Below are 20,746 nucleotides of genomic sequence, written 5' to 3'. Positions count from 1 at the left end.
GCGCGGGCGGCACGGCCCGCGAGGGGTGGGGGAGATGGCGAAACGCGAACGCGTCGTACGCATGTCGGTCGAGCAGCCGCTCTGGCGTGCCCTGACGGCGTACCGGCTGCTGACCATGGTCTACGCGGTGCTGCTGTTCGCCGCCGCGTACAAGGAGTTCCCCCGCCCCGGGGTCGCGGTCGGCTACCTCGCCTTCCTGGCGATCTGGACCTTCGCGACCTCCCGCAAGGTGGCGAACGCCGCCAGCTGCACCAAGGGCTTCCTCGTCGCCGACCTCACCGTCGCGATCGTGGGCATCGTGCTCACGCCGGTCGCCGACACCCAGGAGCGGATCACCGAGGGCGGCAGCACCCTCCCCACCATCTGGACGGCGGGGGCGGTCCTCGCCTTCGCCATCAAGGGCGGCTGGCGCTGGGCCTGCTTCGCCTCCACCTTCGTCGCGGCCGCCAACCTGGCCATCCACACCGGCCAGCCCACCCGGGACACCCTGCACAACGTCCTGCTCGTCTGGGTCGCCTCGGTCGCCATCGGCTACGTGGTCGAGGTCGCCCGGGCCAGTGAGAACACCCTCGCCCGCGCCCTGGAGATCGAGGCCGCCACCCGCGAACGCGAGCGCCTCGCCCGCGACATCCACGACGGGGTCCTCCAGGTCCTCGCCATGGTCCAGCGGCGCGGCAGCGAGCTGGGCGGCGAGGCCGAGGAGCTCGGCCGGATGGCGGGGGAGCAGGAGGTGGCGCTGCGCACGCTGGTGTCCAGCGGGCTGACACAGCCCTCCCGGGTCTCCCGCGACGAATCGCGGGGCGCGCTGGTGGACACGTACGAGGTGGAGGAGCCGGGCGGCGACGACGCCGAGCTGGATCTGCGCACGCTCCTCGCCCCGCACGCCGGGTCCCGCGTGAGCTTCGCCGAGCCGGGCACCCCGGTGCCGCTGCCCGCGCCCGCCGCGAAGGAACTGGCCGCGGCGGTCGGCGCCGCCCTGGACAACGTGCGCAAGCACGCCGGGGACGGGGCACGGGCCTGGATCCTGGTCGAGGACTGGGGCGACGAAGTGATCGTGACGGTTCGCGACGACGGCCCCGGCATCCCCGCGGGCCGGCTCGACCAGGCGGCGGGCGAGGGCCGGATGGGGGTGGCCCTGTCCATCCGCGGCCGGCTGCGCGATCTCGGCGGCAGTGCCGATCTGGTGTCCGTTCCCGGGCAGGGCACCGAAGTGGAACTGAAGGTACCCAGGGGGAGGACGGACAAGAGATGAGCGAGCGCACCGACGTGAACGACCCGAACAGGCCGAACGAGCTGCACGAGATCAGGGTGATGGTCGTCGACGACCACCCGATGTGGCGGGACGCGGTCGCCCGCGACCTGGCCGCTGCCGGCTTCGACGTCGTCGCCACCGCCGGCGACGGCCCCGAGGCGGTCCGCCGGGCCCACGCCGTCACGCCCGACGTGCTGGTCCTCGACCTCAACCTCCCCGGGATGCCGGGCGTGCAGGTCTGCAAGGAGCTGGTCGGCGCCAACCCGGCCCTGCGGGTCCTGGTCCTGTCGGCCAGCGGTGAGCACGCGGACGTCCTGGAAGCGGTGAAGTCCGGTGCGACCGGCTACCTGTTGAAGTCCGCCGGCGCCCAGGAGCTGATCGACGCCGTGCGCCGCACCGCGGCCGGCGACCCGGTCTTCACCCCGGGCCTGGCCGGGCTGGTGCTCGGCGAGTACCGGCGCCTGGCCACCGACCCGCTGCCGACCACCTCCGACGAGCCGAAGGCGCCCCAACTCACCGACCGCGAGACCGAGGTGCTGCGGCTGGTGGCCAAGGGGCTGTCGTACAAGCAGATCGCCGAGCGGCTCGTCATCTCCCACCGCACCGTGCAGAACCATGTCCAGAACACCCTGGGCAAGCTGCAGTTGCACAACCGGGTGGAGCTCGTCCGGTACGCCATAGAGCGCGGCCTCGACGACGCCTAGGTCGTCTCTTTCGGATCTTGTCGGTCGACGCGGGCCCGGCAAGATCCGAAAGAGACGACCTAGCCGACGCGCAGCCCTGTTCGGGGGTCCGCACCGCCCGACGATCGTACTTACGTCCTCGTACGAGTGAACGGGCGTACGCAACGCCTCACGATTCCACCGGAATTGCCCTCTCCAGCACCCTTGATGTGACGTGGGTCACCACTAGCGTGACCGTCATGGCGATTGGAGATTCCATGAAGGTCGGAGTGCTGACCGGCGGCGGCGACTGCCCCGGGCTCAACGCGGTGATCAGGGCGGTCGTCCGCAAGGGCGAGCAGGAGTACGGCTGCGGGTTCGTCGGGTTCAAGGACGGCTGGCGGGGTGCGATCGAGGGACGGACCGTCCCCCTCGACATCCCCGCCGTCCGCGGCATCCTGCCCCGCGGCGGCACCATCCTCGGCTCGTCGCGCACCAATCCGTTCAAGACGGAGAACGGCGTGCGGGACATCAAGGACAACCTCGCGAAGTACGAGGTGGACGCGCTCATCGCGATCGGCGGCGAGGACACCCTCGGGGTCGCGGCCCGGCTGTACGAGGAGTACGGCATCCCCTGCGTCGGCGTGCCGAAGACCATCGACAACGACCTGTCCGCCACCGACTACACCTTCGGCTTCGACACGGCGGTCGGCATCGCGACCGAGGCCATCGACCGGCTGCACACCACCGCCGAGTCCCACATGCGGGTCCTGGTCGTCGAGGTCATGGGCCGGCACGCCGGCTGGATCGCCCTGCACTCGGGACTCGCCGGCGGCGCCAACGTCATCCTCATCCCGGAGCAGCGCTTCGACGTGGACGAGGTCTGCGCCTGGGTGACCTCCCGGTTCCGGGCGAGCTACGCGCCGATCGTGGTGGTCGCGGAGGGCGCGATGCCCAAGGACGGGGAGATGGTGCTGAAGGACGGCACCCTCGACTCCTTCGGTCACGTCCGGCTCTCCGGCGTGGGCGAGTGGCTGGCCAAGGAGATCGAGGCGCGGACCGGCAAGGAGGCCCGCACGACGGTCCTCGGCCACATCCAGCGGGGCGGCACGCCGAGCGCCTTCGACCGGTGGCTGGCGACCCGGTTCGGGCTGCACGCGATCGACGCGGTGCGCGACGGGGACTTCGGGAAGATGGTCGCGCTCAAGGGGACGGACATCGTCCGGGTGCCGATCGCGGAGGCCACGTCGAAGCTGAAGACGGTCGATCCCGCGCTCTACACGGAGGCCGGGGTCTTCTTCGGCTGAGCGGCGACCCGACACCATGGGCCGTATGGTGACAAACGGCCCATGGTTCGAGGTGCGGGAGCAAGCGTGGAGATCCTTGCGTTCGGTGTGACCGCCGACGAGAAGCCGCTCCTGGAGCGGGCCTTCGCGGGGCAGCACGAGGTCCGCTGCCTGGACGTCTTCCTGGGCGAGGACACCGCACCGATCGCCGCCGGGTACGAGATCGTCTCCTCCAGCGTGAACGCCGATCTGAACGGCCGCGTGCTGCGGGTCCTGGCGGCGGGCGGCACGAAACTGATCGCCCAGCGCTCCACCGGCTTCAACAACATCGACCTGGACGAGGCCCGGCGCCTCGGCATGACGATCAGCCGGGTCGCGTACTACTCGCCCTACTCGGTCGCCGAGTTCGCCTGGGCCCTCGCGATGACAGTGAACCGGCGGATCGTCCGGGCGTCGAACCGCACCCGGGACTTCGACTTCCGGCTGAACGGGCTGATGGGCCGGGACTTCCACGGCCGCACGGCCGGCGTACTGGGCACCGGCAAGATCGGGGAGGCGTTCACCCGGATCGCGCACGGATTCGGCATGCGCCTGCTGGGCTGGGACGCGGTGCAGAACCCGGCCTGCGTGGAGCTCGGCATGACGTACGTGGACATGGACGAGCTGCTCGCCTCCAGCGACCTGGTCAGCCTGCACGTGCCGCTGCTCGAGTCCACCCGGCGCATCATCGACGCGGCGGCGCTGCGGCGCATGCGGGACGACGCGATCCTGGTGAACACCAGCCGCGGCGGGCTGATCGACACCGAGGCGCTGGTCGACGAGCTCCGGGAGGGCCGCTTCACGGGCGTCGGCCTGGACGTGTACGAGGCGGAGGCCGGCGTCTTCTTCCAGGACAAGTCCCTGGAGGCGGTCGGGGACGACACCCTGGCCCGGCTGGTCACCTTCCCGAACGTCGTCGTGACCTCCCACCAGGCCTACTACACGACGGACGCGGTGGGCCAGATCATCGACACCACCGTCGCCAACGTGGCGGACTACCTCGCCGGCCGCCGCTCCGGGAACACCCTCGTCCCGTCCGCATAGGCTCCCGGATCCGCGAGTTCACCCGGACTTCGGCATACGGTCATTACCGGCGGGCCGGGGCGGGGCTTAGATTCGGCCACGTGGACGTCCCTACCGTGTTCCGCTGGATCATGCCGGCCTTCGCCGCCATCCAGCTCGTTTACGCCGTCCGGGCCCTGCGGCCCGCCCTCCGCGCCGAGCCGGGCCGGCGGGTGGACCCGTGGCTGACCTTCGCCGATCACCTGGTCGGCGCCGCGGTGTCGGTGGCGATGGCGACCGGCAACGTCACCGCCCTCCTGTGCGGGCTGGCCGTGCTGGGGCCGGTCCTGACCTGGCAGCTGGCGCGCCACCTCCGCTCCGGCGGTTCCCAAGGCATCGAGCGCCGGACGAGCTGACCACCCCAGGGGCCCGGCCCGCCCGCCCGGCACGCCACGCCTCAGGCCGGGGCCACCGCCCGGATGCCGGTCAGCAGCTCGCGCAGCAGGTCCGCGCCCCGCAGGGTGAGCACCGACTCGGGGTGGAACTGGACCCCCGCGAAGCCCCGGACCGGGGAGCGCAGCGCGTGGACCTCGCCCGTGGCGGGGTCCCGCGCGACCTCCACCCCCTCCGCGGCCAGCCGGGCGGCACGGGCGTCGTCGCAGTGCGCGGTGTACGTGTTGTAGAAGCCGGCCACCTCCTCGGCCCCGAACAGATCGATCCGGGTCTGCGCCCCCTGCGCCGGTTCCGCCTTGCGGATCAGCGGCAGGCCCAGCTCGGCCGCCAGCAGCTCGTGACCCAGGCAGACCCCGACCAGACCGTGGCGGTGCCCGGCCAGCAGGTCGGCCGCCAGCGCGCGCAGCATCCGCATCCTGGGGTCCGCCGCATCGGCCGGATTGCCCGGGCCGGGGCCCAGGACGACCGGGCCCTCCCAGGCCAGGGCCGCGGCCCGCAGCCCCGGATCGTCGTAGCGGCGTACGGTCACCTCCAGCCCGGCGACCCGCAGGACGTGGGACAGCATGGCCGTGAAGGTGTCCTCACCGTCCACCACCAGCGCGCGCCCGGTCACCGACGGCGGCCGCTCCTGCATCCGGAGCCAGAACGGCGCCAGGTCCTGGCGGCGCGCCGCCAGGGCCGCCCGGACCCGGGGGTCGTCCGCCAGGGCGGCACCCTCGAACGCCGGGCGCGGCGCGGCCGGCCGTGCCCCGAGCGCCGCCAGCACCCCCGCCGCCTTCGCGTGGGTCTCCGCCACCTCGCCCGCCGGGTCGGAGTGGCGCACCAGCGTGGCGCCCACCGGCACCCGCAGCGCGCCGTCCGCCGCGATGTCGGCGGTACGGATCAGGATGGGGGAGTCGAGGGTCTGCGCCCCGGCGGAGTCCAGGCCCAGCAGGGCCAGCGCACCCGCGTAGTAGCCGCGCCCGCCCGTCTCGTACCGCTCGATCACCCGGCAGGCGTTCTGCACCGGCGACCCGGTCACCGTCGCCGCGAACATGGTTTCGCGCAGCACCTCCCGCACGTCCAGCGAGGACCGGCCGCGCAGCTCGTACTCGGTGTGCGCGAGGTGGGACATCTCCTTCAGCCGCGGTCCGACGACGACCCCGCCCATGTCGCCGACCGTGCACATCATCTTCAGTTCCTCGTCGACGACCATCGACAGTTCCTCGGTCTCCTTGCGGTCGCCGAGGAAATCGAGGAGGGACTCGGCCGTCGGCCCCCCGGCGGGATAGCGGTACGTGCCGCTGATCGGGTTCATCACGACCGTCCCGCCGGACATCCGTACGTGCACCTCGGGGCTGGCCCCGACCAGCGTCCGCTCCCCGGTGTGCACGACGTACGTCCAGTACGCCCCCCGCTCGCCCTCCAGCAGACGCCGGAACAGCGCGAGTGCGTCCGCCCGGCCGAAGCCGTCGATGCGGCCCTCGTAGGTGCGCCGGATGACGAAGTTCGCGCCCTCGCCGCGGCCGATCTCGTCCTCGATCACCCGGCGGACGGTGGCCGCGTACTCCTCGTCGGGGACGTCGAAGCCCCCGCCGTCGACCCGCACGGGGTGCCGCGGCAGCGCGGCCAGCGCCTCGGCGAGCGGGATCTCGTACGCCTCCTCGGCGGCCAGCACGCTCAGCGGCGTCCCGTCGTCGCGCACGTCGAAGCCGCGCTCGCGGATCTGCCGGAAGGGGACGAGGGCGAGGGTGGGCAGCTCGCCGACGGGCAGGTCGGCGAGCCGCTCGACCTCGCCGACCTGCCCGATCAGCACCTCGACGGTGTCGTGGTCGCGGCCGGGGGTCCGCCGGCGCAGCAGGGCGAACGGCGGGCAGGAGGGGTCGAGCAGTCGGCTCAGAGGGCTGAGCGGGCTGGTTGCCATGGGCGGAGCGTCCTTCCGGGGGGAGGAGCCGCCGCCCGGGATCCGACATCGCAGTCGGAAACGCGGAAGGCCGCCCCTCGGGGCGGCCTTCGCGTCGTGCGTGTCTTCAGGTACGCGCGAGAAGTGGACCGCCGGGAGCGGGCCACCACCAGTTCTGGTGCGAGAGCGCGTACATGGCCGCCACCTTAGCCCAGGGCGGTCCCGCGGCGCAGGATCCGTCTCACGGCGTGGGCTGAACCATGGATTCCGTTCCGCTGGGCGCCCGGAACCTTTGAGCCGGTTCGTCTCACGTTGTGGGCGGGGGGCCGAACGCGGCCTGTGACGCCGTAATGTGTACGAGGTGACCGTGAACGCTGAAACCCAAGCCCCCGCCGCCAAGGCGACCTGGCGAGACCTTCCCGCGGCGCAGCAGCCTTCGTACCCCGATGCCGAGGCCCTGCGCGCTGTCGTCGCGGACCTCGAGTCGTATCCCCCGCTCGTTTTCGCGGGTGAATGCGACCAGCTGCGCGCCCGTCTGGGAGCCGTCGCCAAGGGCGAGGCGTTCCTCCTTCAGGGCGGCGACTGTGCCGAGGCCTTCGACGGCGTCTCCGCCGACCACATCCGCGCCAAGCTGAAGACGCTGCTCCAGATGAGCGCCGTCCTGACCTACGCCGCCTCCGTGCCCGTCGTCAAGGTCGGCCGTATCGCGGGCCAGTACTCCAAGCCGCGCTCCAAGGACACCGAGACCCGCGACGGCGTCACCCTGCCGACCTACCGCGGCGACTCCGTCAACGGCTTCGCCTTCACCGAAGAGGCCCGGATCCCGGACCCCGAGCGGCTGAAGCGGATGTACAACGCGTCCGCCTCGACCCTCAACCTGGTGCGCGCCTTCACCACCGGTGGTTACGCCGACCTGCGCCAGGTGCACGCCTGGAACCAGGACTTCGTGAAGTCGAGCCCCTCCGGCCAGCGCTACGAGCAGCTCGCCCGGGAGATCGACAACGCCCTGAACTTCATGAAGGCGTGCGGCACCGACCCGGCCGAGTTCAAGGCCGTCGAGTTCTACGCCTCCCACGAGGCGCTGCTGCTCGACTACGAAGGCGCGCTGACCCGCACCGACTCGCGTACCGGCAAGCTGTACGACACCTCCGGCCACATGGTCTGGGTCGGTGAGCGCACCCGTCAGCTGGACCACGCGCACATCGAGTTCTGCTCGCAGATCGCCAACCCGATCGGCATCAAGCTCGGCCCCACCACCTCGGTGGACGAGGCGCTGACCTACATCGACCGCCTGGACCCCGAGCGCGAGCCGGGCCGGCTGACCTTCGTCGTCCGCATGGGCGCCGACAAGGTCCGCGACAAGCTCCCCGAGCTGGTCGAGAAGGTCACCGCGTCCGGTGCGACCGTCGCCTGGGTCACCGACCCGATGCACGGCAACACCTTCGAGGCGGCCTCCGGCCACAAGACGCGCCGTTTCGACGACGTGCTCGACGAGGTCAAGGGCTTCTTCGAGGTCCACAAGGCGCTGGGCACCCACCCGGGCGGCATCCACGTCGAGCTCACCGGTGACGACGTCACCGAGTGCGTGGGCGGCGGCGACGAGATCTTCGTCGACGACCTGCACCAGCGCTACGAGACGGCCTGCGACCCGCGGCTCAACCGCAGCCAGTCCCTGGACCTGGCGTTCCTGGTCGCCGAGATGTACCGCGACCAGTAGGGATCAGTCAGTACCTTCGTACGACAGTGGGGCGCGGATCGATGTGATCCGCGCCCCACTGTCGTATCCAGGGCTTTTAGGTCACCCTAACTTTGGGTACGGTTAGGTAAGCCTCACCGAAATGGGGATGGCTCGCCGAACCGCAGAACCATTCCGCCCTGGGAGGTGAACCGCGTGTACGTCTGCTCTTGCTTCGGGATCACCGACAAGCAGGTCAAGGAGCACGCGGCTGCCGGGGCCTGCACCCCGCGCCAGATCGCCTCGGCCACGAAGGCCGGCACCGACTGCGGTTCGTGCGTACGCACCATCCAGGGCATCCTCGGCCGTGGGGCGTGCCCGCGCCGGGAGCTGCTGGAGAAGGGCGAGGCGGCGGCCGTGCTCGCCGCGGACCCGGGTTCGAGCCGTTCGGCGGAGCTGGCGGAAGCGGCCTAGAGGTTCCGAGGCCCGGAAGCCCTGAGGGGTCAGCTCGGCTGCTCGATCAGCTGTGAGATGTAGAGCGGCTCGCCCATGGACTCAATGAGCTCCAGCTGGGTGTCGAGGTAGTCGATGTGGTGCTCCTCGTCCTCCAGGATCTCCTCGAAGAGCCGGGCCGAGGTGATGTCGCCCTTGCCGCGCATGACCTCGATGCCCCGCTTGAGCCGGTCGATGGCCTCGACCTCGACCTGGCGGTCCGCCTGGAACATCTCCGTGAGCGTCTGCCCGACGCGCACGTGGAAGAGGCGCTGGTAGTTCGGGAGGCCGTCGAGCATCAGGATGCGCTCGGTGATCTTGTCCGCGTGCTTCATCTCATCGATGGACTCTTCACGCGTGTACTTGGCGAGCTTGGTCCAGCCCTTGTTGTCCTGGATGCGGTAGTGCAGCCAGTACTGGTTGATGGCCGTCAGCTCGCCGGTCAGCTGCTCGTTCAGAAACTCAAGGACCTCGGGGTCGCCCTGCATCGCAGAGGCTCCTTCCAGGCAATGTCATCAATGACGGGGCTGGGGGCACCTCCCAGCCGTAACTGGGGGATGTGCGCGCATCCTTGCACCGCCACTGAGGGCCGTCCAGTAAGTGCCTCCTTAGTGGGAGTTGCCGTGACTTGCCCGAATCGGCCCAGACCTGGTCATGACCACCCTGCCCAGTCTGTCACCATGGACTCATGGGTCAGCCGGAAAGCCGGGAATCTCCGGGAGCAGAGCAGCTGGAGCTTCCACCGGGGCAGCGGTTGCAGAGGGGCTGGCCGGTCACCCATTACGGGCCCGTACCCAAGTTCAAGCCGGACCGCTGGGAGTTCCGCGTCTTCGGCGCGACGGCCGACGGGGACAAGCACTGCTGGAACCACGAGGAGTTCACGGCCCTGCCGTTCGACTCCGTCGTGGCAGATCTGCACTGCGTCACGAAGTTCAGCATGCAGGGCGCCGAATGGGGCGGTGTGCTCGCCCGTGAGGTCCTCGCCCTGGCGCCGCCCGCACCGCAGGTCACGCACGTGATGGTGTGGGCCGAGTACGGCTTCAGCTCCAACCTCCGGCTGGCCGACTTCGCCTCCGAGCGGACCGTTTTCGCCACCCATGAGGGCGGTGAACTGCTCACCGCCGAACACGGTTTCCCGGTGCGGCTGGTGGTTCCGCACCTGTACGCCTGGAAGGGCCCCAAGTGGGTCCGCGGCATCGAGTACATGACCGCCGACCGCCGGGGCTTCTGGGAGGAGCGCGGCTACCACAACATCGGCGACCCGTGGCGCGAGCAGCGCTACTCGTACCAGGAGGAGCCCGGGGAGGGCCCCGAACTGTAGGGGGCGCCCCGGCGCTCACCCGACGGCCGCCCGGTGGTGGCCGCTCAGTGGTGGTACTGGTGCACGACCGCGTGCCCCTTGCCGCGGCCGATCATCCACTTGTTGACCGGGGTCGTGATCACGAAGGCGGCCGCGAGCGCGATCGCCAGGACGATCCAGAACAGCGGATCCGACAGGTGTGCGTCCATCGCGCCGGGCCACAGGGCGATCACCCCGTTGTCGATCAGCTCCATGACGGCGATCGAGAGGGTGTCGGCGGCCAGAGCCACCCGGATGGCCGTACGCAGGTCAACACCTGCGGCGAGGACCCCCCGCAGGGTGAGCGCGTAGCCGAAGAAGAACGCGAGGATGATCGCCAGGATCATCGTCTGGACGTTCCCCCAGCCCAGCGCGGTACCGATGACCATGCCGAGCACCTCGCCGATGGCGCATCCGGTGAGGCAGTGGAGGGTGGCCCGGGCGGCCATGCCCCAGCTGACCGGTCCGCCGGCGCCGTGTGCGTGGCCGTGTACCTGGTGCTGCTCGTGCCCGTGCTGCTCGTGCCCGTGGTGCTGGTGGCCCTCGTGACCTTCGTGGCCCTCGTGCTTCTGCTCCATGACAACCCCCTCGTGGGAACGCCGGGTAGCGGTCCGTCGTTATGACCGAACCGTATACCCCCCTGGGGTATTCCTCAAGGAGTCAGTGGATCACTGCGAGCTGCGCAGCTCCTTCAGCAGCGCCACGTCCGCCGCATGCCCTTCCTTGCCCCCCGGCGTCTCGATGATCAGGGGTACGCCGTCCATCGCGGGATGCGTGATCAGCTCGGCGAAGGCGTCCCTGCCGATGTGCCCCTGGCCGATGTTCGCGTGCCGGTCCTTGTGGGCGCCGACGCCCTCCTTGGAGTCGTTCGCGTGGACCAGCTTCAGCCGGCCCTCGCCCACCGTGTCCACCAGCAGGTCCAGCATCAGCTTCGTCCCGCCCGGCTCCGCCAGGTCGTGACCCGCCGCGAAGATGTGGCAGGTGTCCAGGCAGATGCCCAGCTTCGGATGGCGGTCGAGCGCGTCGAAGTACGGGCCGAAGTCCTCGGCGTGCGAGCACAGCGAGGAGCCCTGCCCGGCCGTCGACTCCAGCAGCAGGAACGGGTCGTCGTCGTGCGTCAGCTCGTCCAGCAGCGGCAGCAGGTGCTCCCTGATCTGCGCGTACGCCACCTCCCGCGGCCGGCCCCCGGTCGCCGACCCGGTGTGCACGACCACCCCGAGCGCACCGATCTCACGCCCGCGGCGCAGCGAGTGGCGCAGGGACTCCACCGACTTCTCCACGGTCGCCTCGGTGTGCGAGCCGAAGTTGATCAGGTACGGGGCGTGCACGTACGCCGGGATCGACTCGGCCGCGCACTCCGCCCGGAACCGTTCGTCCTGCGCGGGACTGCCGACCGGGGTGGCCCAGCCGCGCGGATTGGCGACGAAGACCTGGACGGCCTCCGCGCCCATCTCCCGGGCGTAGGGCAGCCCGACCGAGGCGAGCCCACCGGCCACGGGGACGTGCCCGCCCACTGGATTGCGCAGCACCACGAGTTACAGCCCCTTGGTCTTGATGGTGATCGTGCTGCCCTCGGGGGCGCTCTGTCCGGCCGGCACCGACTGGGTGTCCACCGTGTTGCTGAAGGAGATCAGCGGCCGGTCGACCTTCACCTTGAAGCCGGCGGCCTCCAGCGCCTTGCGGGCCGCGTCCACGTCCTGACCGGTCACGTTCGGGACCGGAAGCTGGCGGGGGCCCTTGGACACGGTCAGCGTGACCGTGTCCCCGGCCGCGGCCTGGGTGCCGGCGCCGACCGACTGGTTGGCGACCGTACCGGCGGCGGTGGGGGCGTTGACCTGCTCGGGGGCCGTCGCGACCTTGAGGCCCAGAGCCTCCAGGGCGGCCTTCGCCTGGTCGACGGGGAGCCCGGTCACGCTCGGCACCGGCACCGGGCGGCCCTTGCTGACGACGAGCGAGACGGCCGTGTCGGGCGCCCGCTTCTCGCCGCCCGCCGGATTGGTGCTGATCACCGAACCCTGGGCGATGTCCTGGCTGAAGGCCTGCGTGACCATGCCGGGCGCCAGCCCGGACCGGGTCAGCTCGGCATTGGCCTCCTCCAGGGGCCGGCCCTTCAGGTTGGGCACGGCCACGACCTCGGGGCCGCGGGAGATGGTGATGGTCACCGCGCCGTTGCCGCGGATCCGCCGGCCGCCCGGGGGATCGGTGTTCATCACCGTCCCGCGGTCGAATGACTCGCTGAACTTCCGGTCCACCCCCTTCACACCGAGCCCGGCCGCCGACAGCTGCGAACGGGCCTGCTCCTCGGTCTTGCCGAGCAGGTTCGGGACCTTGGTGAACTGGCCGGAGTTGATGTACCAGACGCCCACACCGAGCCCGAGCGCGAGCAGCACGCCCGCGACGACGAGCAGCACCCCGCGGCGGGGCCGCCGCGCGGCGGCGGCCGACCGGTGGGCGGGGGGCGCGGGCGGGGCGGGCGGCATCTCCAGGCGGGAAGTGTGCTGCACCGGCTGCTGCGCGGCGGCCACCGGACGCGGGATCACACCGGTCCGGTCCTCGGCGGAGGACCGCTCCTCGGCGCGCGCCTGCGGCGGTACGGCGTCCAGCTCGGCGTCGCTGAGCAGCGCACGGGCCTCACGGGCCAGACCCAGCAGGGCGGCCGCGTCGTAGGGGCGCAGCTCGGGATTGCGGGCCGTGGCGTGCGCGACGAGCTCGTCGAGCCCGACCGGGAGCCCGGGGACCACCGCGGACGGGGGCGGCACGTCCTCGTTCAGGTGCTGGTAGAGCACCTGCGCGGCGGTGCCGCCGAGGTGGGGCTTGGAGCCGGTGAGCATCTCGTAGAGCACGACACCGCAGGCGTAGACGTCCACGCGGGTGTCGGTGGTGCCGTTCTCGATCTGCTCGGGGGCCAGGTAGGAGACGGTGCCGAGGACGGAGCCCGTGGTGTTGGTGACCGAGTCGACCGACCGGACCAGCCCGAAGTCGGCGACCTTCACCCGGCCGTCGTCCCCGATCAGGACGTTCTCGGGCTTCATGTCGCGGTGGACGAAGCCGGCCCGGTGGGCGCCGCCGAGGGCGGCGAGGACCGGTTCGAGGATGTCGAGGGCCGCGCGGGGCTGGAGCGCGCCGCGCTCGCGGAGCACGTCGCGCAGGGTGCAGCCCGAGACGTACTCCATGGCGAGGTAGACGTAAGGCCCGTCCGTGCCCTGGTCGAAGACGGCGACCACATTGGGGTGCGCGAGCCGGGCCACGGACTTCGCCTCCCGGATGAACCGGTCGACGAAGGCGCCATCGGCGGCGAGGGCAGGGTGCATCACCTTCAGGGCGAGCACCCGGTCGAGGCGCGTGTCGACGGCCCGGTAGACCGTGGCCATGCCGCCGGCCGCGATGCGGGCGTCGATGCGGTAGCGGCCGTCGAGCACGCGCCCGACGAGGGGGTCATCCAGGGTCGTATCCACCCGCCGATTCTACGAGCCGCGCCGCAGGCGCCGTCCTGGGCGGGGCGGCTTGCAGCGCAGCTGTGACGTGGGGGCGGGGTGCCGGGCGAGGGGTGGTTCTGGAAGGCGGGCCCTGGTGGGCCGGGGCCGGACGGACGCGGGGCGGCTTCGGCGGCGGGGGTGGCGGAGGGCGGGGCCGGACAGGGGCGGGGCGGCTTCTGTGTGCGGGATCTCATCGACCGGCATCGGAGATGCGTATGGGGGTTTCCCGTCAGTCCCATCGTCTCTCCGTGTCGGGCCGGCCCCTCAAGGGCGCTCCCTACGGTCGCGTCGCTACGCGATGTCGCTGCGCTCCACCCTTGACCGCCCGTCCCGCCCCGGACATACGAAGACTGCCGGGAAACCCCCAAAGGAACGGGCCGGGCCATCAAGACAGGGACGGGGCGGTCGGAGATGCCCTGCCCGGTCGGAGGAAGGGGCACTTCCCCGAGGCGGGGCCCATGCGCAATACCGGCCGGGTCGGGGGTAGCGCCTCCCATCGCTACGCGCTCCGCACGTCTCAGCGTCCGACGACCGTCCGGGGCTGGACATAGGCCGCCCACGCCCTCGGTTCGTCTCACGAGATGCGTCCGGCGACCGTCTGGAGCTGGTCATAGGCCGCCCAAGAGTCCCCAGTGCCCCTCATGGAGGGCGTCCGAGGGCTGTCCGGGGTGGAAAGACGTCTGACAGCGGCCATTCCGTCGTGGAGTCGGGTCAGCGTGCGTCGGCGACCCAAAAGGCTGGTGGTTTGCCCCAATTGCCCCTGTTTGATGATGGGTGTGCGATGTCACTTTTGCCCTGACCCGGATCCACGACGAAATAGCCGGGGAATCAGCCGTCAATCCCGTTCAACGGCCCCGGACGGTCGTCGGACGCATCTCGTGAGACGGACCGAGGTCCGTGGGCGGCCTATGTACGGCCCAAGACGGGCTGGAGACGCTAAAGGATGAGGAGCGCGTAGCGATTTGCTGCGCTACCCCCGTCCCGGCCGGTGTGCGGGATGGGCCCCGCCTCTGGGATGTGCCTTCCCCCGACCGGGCAGGGCTTCTCCGGCCGCCCCGCCCCTTAAAGGAATGCCCGGCCCGTTCCTTTGGGGGTTTCCCGGCAGTCTTCGTATGTCCGGGGCGGGACGGTCGGTCAAGGGTGGCCGAAGGCCATCGCGCAGCGACGCGACGACGAAGGAGGAGCGCCCTTGAGGGGCCGGCCCGAACCGGAGAGACGATGAGACTGACGGGAAACCCCCATACACATCCCAGACCACCGCCCCAGCGGCTCCCGCCGCCCCCGAAGCCCGCCCCACCGACCGACCCCGCTCTCCCGCCCCGCCCTTCGCCTTCGCCCCGCCCCCTCAGAACGCCGGGCGCTCCGGGTCCAGGGTCGCGCGGCCCTCCGTGGGGGACGAGGCCTCCGCGAAGCGGCGTTGGGGGATGCGGCCCGCACGGAAGGCGAGGCGGCCCGCCGAGACGGCGTCCCGCATGGCCGACGCCATGAGGACCGGCTCCTGCGCGCGGGTCACCGCCGAGGCCAGCATCACCGCCGCGCAGCCCAGTTCCATCGCCAGCGCGGCGTCGGACGCCGTGCCCGCGCCCGCGTCCAGGATGACCGGGACCGACGCGCGCTCCGTGATCAGCTCGAAGTTGTGCGGGTTGCGGATGCCCATGCCGGATCCGATGGGGGACCCGAGCGGCATGATGGCCGCGCAGCCCACGTCCTCCAGCTTCCGGGCGAGCACCGGGTCGTCGTTGGTGTACGGGAGGACCGTGAAGCCCTCGTCCACCAGGATCTCGGCGGCGTCGAGCAGTTCGACGCCGTCGGGCAGGAGGGTCCGTTCGTCCGCGACCACCTCCAGCTTGATCCAGTCCGTGCCGAGCGCCTCCCGGGCCAGCCGGGCCGTGAGGACGGCCTCGCCCGCCGTGAAGCAGCCCGCCGTGTTGGGGAGGACCGAGATGCCCAGCTTGGTCAGCACGGACAGGACGGAGCCCTGGACCGTGGGGTCCAGCCGCCGCATCGCGACCGTGGTGAGCTCGGTGCCGGACGCGACCAGTGCGCGTTCCAGGACGTCCAGGCTCGGGGCGCCGCCCGTGCCCATGATCAGGCGGGAGGAGAAGGTCCGTCCGCCGAGGGTGAAGAGGTCGTCCGCCATGCCGGTCAGCCTCCCTGTACGGCGGTCAGGATTTCGATCCGGTCGCCCTCGCCCACGACGGTGGCCGGCCACTGTCCGCGCGGGACCACGGTCTCGTTGAGCGCGGCGGCGACCCCGGAGGGGGCCGTGGTCAGGGCGGCGACCACCGTGTCGAGGGTGGCTCCGGCCGCGACCTCGCGCGGCTCGCCGTTGACGGAGATGGTCATGCGTACGACTCCTGACGTGCGGCGGAGAACCGGCGGGGGGTGAAGGGGCGCGCGATCTCCGGCAGTTCGCCGGTGGCCAGCAGCTCGGCGAGGACCTCGCCGGTGAGCGGGGTCAGCAGTACCCCGTTGCGGTAGTGCCCGGTGGCCAGGTGCAGGCCCGGCAGGTCGGTCGGGCCGAGCAGCGGGGCGTTGTCGGGGGATCCGGGGCGCAGTCCCGCCCGGGTCTCGGTGAGCGGGAGTTCGGTGATGCCGGGGACCAGTTCGTGGGCGTCGCGCAGGAGTTCGTAGACCCCGCCCGCGGTGACGGTGGTGTCCCAGCCGAGTTCCTCGCTGGTGGCGCCGACGACGAGTTCACCGTTCTCGCGCGGCACGAGGTAGACGTGGCTGCCGCGCACGACGGCCCGTACGGTCCGGGACAGGAACGGCGCGTAGGCGGCCGGCACCGTGAGCCGCAGGACCTGGCCCTTGACCGGCCGTACGGGGGCCACGACCTCCGGCGGTACTCCGGCCAGCCGACCGGTGAGCGAGCCCGCGGCCAGGACCACCTGATCGGCGAGCAGCTCGGTGCCGTCGTCGAGGAGGGCGCCCGTCGCCCGGTCGCCGGTGGTGAGCAGCCGCTCCGCGGCCGCGCGGTGGATGGTCACGCCGGAGCGTTCGCAGGCGGCCAGCAGGGCGGCCGCGAGCCGGCGGGGGTCGACCTGGTGGTCGCCGTCGACGCGCAGGCCGCCGCGTACGCCCGGGGCGAGCATGGGCTCCAGGCGGCGGCATTCGCGGCCGGTGAGCCACTCGGACTCCAGGCCGCAGCGGCGCTGCAGTGCGTGCAGTTCGCGCAGGTGGAGGCGGTCGTCGGCGTCGAGGGCGACGGCGAGGGTGCCGCAGGCGCGGTAGCCGATGTCCATGCCGCCGCTCGCTTCCGCGAGCTCGGCGGCGAACTGCGGATAGCGTGCGGCGGAGGCGAGGCCGAGGCCGAGCAGGGCCTCCTCGCCGTAGTGCAGTTCGGTGACGGGGGCGAGCATGCCGGCCGCGACCTGGGCGGCGCCGCCGCCGGGCGCGGGGTCGGCGAGTACGGTGCGCAGTCCGCGCGCGGCGGCCCGCCAGGCGGTGACCAGGCCGATGATTCCGCCCCCGACGACGAGGACGTCGGATCCGTTTCGGGATGTTCGGGGTGTTCGGGATGAGTGCATGGGCGTCCAGCCCCTCCCTTCGCCGGCATGACCCGGATCAGGTTCGTACGGTCGGAGGCCGGCCAGCCTCCCTCTCAGCCCGGTGCGCCGGACTCCCGCGATAGGTACGGTGGCCAGACTAACCCGGCCGTGGAGGGCGGGTAAGGCGGCACCTATTCCTGACGGAGCGTCAGATGATTAGGGTGGCCGGGTGAGCGAGCAGACGGAACAGAATCAGCGCGGCGTCGTGATCGTCGGCGCCGGAATGGCCGGGGTGCAGACCGCGGTCGCCCTGCGCGAACAGGGCTTCACCGGCCCGGTGACCCTGCTGGGAGCCGAACCCCACCAGCCCTACGACCGGCCCCCGCTGTCCAAGGCGGTCCTCCTCGGCAAGGCCGAGGACTCCGCCTTCGACGTGGACTTCGAAGGGCTCGACATCGACCTCAGGCTCGGCACCGAGGTCACCGGACTGCGCGCCGCCGACCACGAGCTGGACACCGAGGCGGGACCGGTCCCGTACGGCGTGCTCGTCCTGGCGACCGGCGCGCAGCCCCTGACCCTGCCCGGGACCGAGGGCGTCCCGGGCGTCCACCTGCTGCGCACGCTGGACGACGCGGCCCGGCTGCGCCCGGTGCTGGCGACGGCGCCCCGGACCGTGGTCGTCGGGGCCGGCTGGATCGGCGCCGAGTTCGCCACCGCCGCCCGCGAGGCCGGCTGTGAGGTCACCGTGGTCGAGGCGGCGGACCGGGTGCTGGCGGGGGCGATGCCCGCCGAGGTCGCCGGGCCGATGGCGCGCTGGTACGAGGAGGCCGGCGCCGAGCTGATCACCGGGGCGAAGGTCGCCGGGATCGAGGAGGGCCGGGTCCTGTTGGCGGACGGGCGCGTCCTGCCCGCCGGCGCGGTGGTGGTGGGCATCGGCGCGCGTCCCGCCACCGGCTGGCTCGCCGGGACCGCGGTGGAGCGCGGACCCGACGGCTCGATCACCACGGACGCGTACCTGCGTACCTCCCTGCCCGGGGTGTACGCGGTCGGCGACTGCGCCTCCTTCCCGTCCGGGCGGTACGGGAAGCGGCTGCTCGTGCACCACTGGGACAACGCGCTCCAGGGGCCGCGGACGGTCGCGGCGAACATTCTGGCCGGGGAGCAGGCCCAGGTCTACGACCCGGTGCCGTACTTCTGGTCGGAGCAGTTCGGGCGCTTCGTGCAGTACGCCGGACACCACGGTGAGGCCGACACCCTGCTCCTGCGCGGCGACCCGGCCGGCCCCTCCTGGTCGGTGTGCTGGCTCCGGGACGGAGTCCTGGTCGCCGTCCTGGCCGTGGGACGCCCCCGCGACCTGGCGCAGGGCCGCAAGCTCATCGAGACGGCCGTCCCTCTCGACCCGGCCAAGGCCGGCGACCCCTCGGTCCCGCTGAAGTCCGCAGTGGCCTGACCGTCGTCCGGGCTCCGCCCCGCCACGGGCCGCGACCCGGACGGGGCCGCTCAGGTACCGGCGGCGGAGCCGAGATGGCAGGCTTGTGCCTGTGACCGAGATTGACGCAAAGATCGATGCCCTTGTCCCCTCATGGCTGTACCTCCCCGACATCGCGGAGATGCTGAACATCGAGGTGACCCGGGTCCGCCAGATGGTCAAGGAAGGGCAGCTCATCGCCGTCCGCCGGGGCGAGAACCGCTCCCTGCAGGTGCCGGCCCCCTTCATCGACGGCGACAAGGTCGTCAAGGGCCTCGTCGGTCTGCTGACCGTGCTGCGCGACGACCGTTTCACCGAGGAGGAGATCCTGGAGTGGCTCTTCACCGAGGATCCGACCCTGCCCGGCACCCCCGTGCAGGCGCTGAGCGAGAATCGCGGCACGGAGGTGAAGCGCCGCGCTCAGGCGCTCGCCCTCTGACCTGATCGTCTTCGCTCCACAGCGGTGTACGGGCCCACGGCCGCGGCCCGGCCCGTACACCGCCTCCATCACGGGGGGTACACCCATGCAGCTGTCCGACGCCCGGCTCTACCTCTGCACGGACGCCCGCAAGCGCCAGGGTGACCTTCCCGAGTTCCTCGACGCCGTCCTGTCCTCGGGCGTGGACATCGTCCAGCTCCGCGACAAGGGCATGGAGGCGGGCGAGGAGCTCGAACACCTCCAGGTCTTCGCCGAGGCCGCCCGCCGCCACGGCAGGCTCCTCGCCGTGAACGACCGGGCCGACGTCGCCCACGCCATCGGCTCCGACGTCCTGCACCTCGGCCAGGGCGACATCCCCGTCCCCGCCGCCCGCGCCGTCCTCGGCGAGCGGGTGCTGATCGGCCGGTCCTGCCACGCCGAGGACGAGGTCGACGCGGCCGTCGCCGAAGCCGGCGTGGACTACTTCTGCACCGGCCCCTGCTGGCCCACCCCCACCAAGCCCGGCCGCCACGCCCCCGGCCTCGACCTGGTCCGGTACGCGGCCTCCCTGGAGCAGGACCGCCCCTGGTTCGCCATCGGCGGCATCGACGGCTCGAACCTGGACGAGGTGCTGGACGCCGGCGCCACCCGCATCGTGGTCGTCCGCGCACTCACCGAGGCCACCGACCCCGGCGCGGCCGCCGCCGAGCTCGCCAAGCGGGTCCGCGACCGGCTCGCCTGAGCCCGGCCCACCGCCCCTCGCGGGCTGCTTTTCGGCCAGAGCTGGCCCCCAGGTGTCCAAAAACGTGTCCAAAGCATGGACAGGGCTTCGGTGTCCGCCGGGCCGCGTCTAACCTGCCCCCATGGCTTCTGGTACCGCTTCCACCTGGTCGGATCGTGCACACACGGTCCGCGACCTCCTCGCGTCCGGGCGCTCCTACTCGTTCGAGTTCTGGGCTCCGAAGACCGAGAAGGGCGAACGCAACCTCTGGAACGCCCTGCGCCGGGTCGAGGCGGTATCCCCGAGCTTCGTCTCCGTGACCTACGGAGCCGGAGGCTCCACCCGCGGCGGCACCGTCAAGGCCACCCAGGAGATCGCGGCGGACACCACGCTGACCCCGGTCGCGCACCTCACCGCCGTGGACCACTCCATCGCCGAGCTGCGCCACGTCATCGGCCAGTTCGCCGACGCCGGGATCCGCAACATGCTCGCCCTGCGCGGCGACCCGCCGGGCGACCCGATGGCCGACTGGGTGGCGCACCCCGAGGGCGTGCACTACGCGGCCGATCTGGTGCGGCTGCTCAAGGAGTCCGGAGACTTCTGCGTCGGCGTCGCGGCCTTCCCCGAGATGCACCCGCGATCGAGCGACTGGGATACGGACATCCGGCACTTCGTGGACAAGTGCCGTGCGGGCGCGGACTATGCGATCACCCAGATGTTCTTCGATCCCGAGAATTATCTGCGGCTGCGCGACAGCGTCGAGAAGGCGGGCTGCGAGACCCCGATCATCCCCGAGGTCATGCCTGTTGTGGGTATCAAGCAGCTCGACCGACTGCCCCAGCTCAGCACCGCGGTCTTCCCCGCGGACGTGAAAGAGCGCATGCTCGCGGTCAAGGACGACCCGGCCGCTGTACGCTCCATTGGCATCGAGTTCGCCACGGAGTTCTGCGCGCGACTGCTGTCCGAGGGTGTCCCGGGTCTGCACTTCATCACGCTCAACAATTCCACGGCGACTCTCGAAATCTACGAGAACCTGGGCCTGCACCAGCGGGCCTGATCGGCCGTCCCCCGTTCCCGCGCCGGCGGCCGT

Annotated in this window: 20 protein-coding genes and 1 riboswitch; of the genes, 12 read left to right on the top strand and 8 right to left on the bottom strand. The window is 71.6% G+C overall.

The features are described from left to right. Positions 1-34 precede the first annotated feature (34 nt). From macS to OG444_RS11620, 5 genes are all read left to right on the top strand, one after another. Positions 35-1,252: a MacS family sensor histidine kinase gene (gene macS / locus OG444_RS11640; RefSeq protein ID WP_327262091.1), complete on the top strand. Its 1,218-nt coding sequence runs from the start codon at positions 35-37 to the stop codon at positions 1,250-1,252. After that, entirely contained in the window at positions 1,249-1,956 is a 708-nt protein-coding gene (locus tag OG444_RS11635) for a response regulator transcription factor (RefSeq protein WP_327262090.1), read from the top strand. The genes macS and OG444_RS11635 overlap by 4 nt, the downstream gene beginning before the upstream one ends. 236 nt (positions 1,957-2,192) lie before the next feature. Next, on the top strand, positions 2,193-3,221 hold the full coding sequence (locus tag OG444_RS11630; RefSeq protein ID WP_327266746.1) for a 6-phosphofructokinase: 1,029 nt from the start codon (positions 2,193-2,195) through the stop codon (positions 3,219-3,221). 66 nt (positions 3,222-3,287) lie between these two features. Beyond that, a complete protein-coding gene (locus OG444_RS11625) occupies positions 3,288-4,283 on the top strand; it encodes a 2-hydroxyacid dehydrogenase (protein WP_327262089.1) in 996 nt (331 codons plus the stop codon). 80 nt (positions 4,284-4,363) lie between these two features. After that, positions 4,364-4,657 (top strand): hypothetical protein, encoded by a 294-nt coding sequence (locus OG444_RS11620; protein WP_327262088.1) that lies wholly within the window; start codon positions 4,364-4,366, stop codon positions 4,655-4,657. A 41-nt stretch (positions 4,658-4,698) separates the two neighbouring features. On the opposite strand, the gene OG444_RS11615 is transcribed toward OG444_RS11620, so the two are convergent. Further along, positions 4,699-6,597 (bottom strand): anthranilate synthase family protein, encoded by a 1,899-nt coding sequence (locus OG444_RS11615; RefSeq protein ID WP_327262087.1) that lies wholly within the window; start codon positions 6,595-6,597, stop codon positions 4,699-4,701. Positions 6,598-6,937: 340 nt separating this feature from the next. On the opposite strand from OG444_RS11615, the gene OG444_RS11610 reads away from it, so the two are divergent. Then, positions 6,938-8,293: a class II 3-deoxy-7-phosphoheptulonate synthase gene (locus OG444_RS11610; protein WP_327262086.1), complete on the top strand. Its 1,356-nt coding sequence runs from the start codon at positions 6,938-6,940 to the stop codon at positions 8,291-8,293. Positions 8,294-8,458: 165 nt separating this feature from the next. Then, the gene (locus OG444_RS11605; RefSeq protein WP_327262085.1) at positions 8,459-8,725 is read left to right on the top strand and encodes a (2Fe-2S)-binding protein; all 267 of its coding nucleotides are present in this window, start codon (positions 8,459-8,461) and stop codon (positions 8,723-8,725) included. Positions 8,726-8,754: 29 nt separating this feature from the next. Here OG444_RS11605 and bfr read toward each other — a convergent pair whose 3' ends face one another. Then, entirely contained in the window at positions 8,755-9,231 is a 477-nt protein-coding gene (gene bfr / locus OG444_RS11600) for a bacterioferritin (protein ID WP_327262084.1), read from the bottom strand. A gap of 200 nt (positions 9,232-9,431) precedes the next feature. Here bfr and OG444_RS11595 point away from each other — a divergent pair, with 200 nt between their 5' ends. Further along, positions 9,432-10,064 carry a sulfite oxidase-like oxidoreductase gene (locus tag OG444_RS11595; RefSeq protein WP_327262083.1) on the top strand — a complete coding sequence of 211 codons (633 nt, stop codon included), beginning with the start codon at positions 9,432-9,434 and terminating at the stop codon, positions 10,062-10,064. A gap of 44 nt (positions 10,065-10,108) precedes the next feature. Here the strand turns inward: OG444_RS11595 and OG444_RS11590 are convergent, their stop codons facing one another. The 6 genes from OG444_RS11590 to thiO form a co-directional block, all read right to left on the bottom strand. Then, positions 10,109-10,660: a DUF4396 domain-containing protein gene (locus OG444_RS11590; protein WP_327262082.1), complete on the bottom strand. Its 552-nt coding sequence runs from the start codon at positions 10,658-10,660 to the stop codon at positions 10,109-10,111. 90 nt (positions 10,661-10,750) lie between these two features. Beyond that, positions 10,751-11,608, bottom strand: a complete 858-nt coding sequence (locus OG444_RS11585) for a deoxyribonuclease IV (protein WP_327266744.1) — start codon at positions 11,606-11,608, stop codon at positions 10,751-10,753. Positions 11,609-11,617: 9 nt separating this feature from the next. Then, a complete protein-coding gene (pknB, locus tag OG444_RS11580; RefSeq protein ID WP_327262081.1) occupies positions 11,618-13,537 on the bottom strand; it encodes a Stk1 family PASTA domain-containing Ser/Thr kinase in 1,920 nt (639 codons plus the stop codon). 1,366 nt (positions 13,538-14,903) lie between these two features. Continuing rightward, complete coding sequence (locus OG444_RS11575; RefSeq protein ID WP_327262080.1) at positions 14,904-15,698, bottom strand: thiazole synthase; 795 nt, start codon at positions 15,696-15,698, stop codon at positions 14,904-14,906. Positions 15,699-15,703: 5 nt separating this feature from the next. Further along, the gene (thiS, locus tag OG444_RS11570) at positions 15,704-15,904 is read right to left on the bottom strand and encodes a sulfur carrier protein ThiS (RefSeq protein ID WP_327262079.1); all 201 of its coding nucleotides are present in this window, start codon (positions 15,902-15,904) and stop codon (positions 15,704-15,706) included. Next, positions 15,901-17,088 (bottom strand): glycine oxidase ThiO, encoded by a 1,188-nt coding sequence (thiO, locus tag OG444_RS11565; protein ID WP_327262078.1) that lies wholly within the window; start codon positions 17,086-17,088, stop codon positions 15,901-15,903. Before thiO ends, thiS begins: the two co-directional genes overlap by 4 nt. After that, positions 17,086-17,197, bottom strand: a riboswitch (TPP riboswitch). Its footprint overlaps the gene before it by 3 nt. A gap of 81 nt (positions 17,198-17,278) precedes the next feature. Between thiO and OG444_RS11560 the strand changes: the two genes are divergently transcribed. The 4 genes from OG444_RS11560 (at position 17,279) to metF (ending at position 20,713) form a co-directional block, all read left to right on the top strand. Beyond that, positions 17,279-18,499 (top strand): NAD(P)/FAD-dependent oxidoreductase, encoded by a 1,221-nt coding sequence (locus tag OG444_RS11560; protein WP_327262077.1) that lies wholly within the window; start codon positions 17,279-17,281, stop codon positions 18,497-18,499. Positions 18,500-18,590: 91 nt separating this feature from the next. After that, complete coding sequence (locus OG444_RS11555) at positions 18,591-18,956, top strand: Rv2175c family DNA-binding protein (RefSeq protein ID WP_030724382.1); 366 nt, start codon at positions 18,591-18,593, stop codon at positions 18,954-18,956. Positions 18,957-19,041: 85 nt separating this feature from the next. Beyond that, a complete protein-coding gene (gene thiE, locus OG444_RS11550; RefSeq protein WP_327262076.1) occupies positions 19,042-19,677 on the top strand; it encodes a thiamine phosphate synthase in 636 nt (211 codons plus the stop codon). Between the two features lie 121 nt (positions 19,678-19,798). Then, entirely contained in the window at positions 19,799-20,713 is a 915-nt protein-coding gene (metF, locus tag OG444_RS11545) for a methylenetetrahydrofolate reductase [NAD(P)H] (RefSeq protein ID WP_327262075.1), read from the top strand. Positions 20,714-20,746 lie beyond the last annotated feature (33 nt).

Origin of the sequence: Streptomyces sp. NBC_01232, assembly GCF_035989885.1 — a bacterium.
GTDB lineage: Bacteria > Actinomycetota > Actinomycetes > Streptomycetales > Streptomycetaceae > Streptomyces.
Note: the sequence above shows the minus strand (reverse complement) of the source record. Positions and strands in the feature narration are given on the sequence as shown.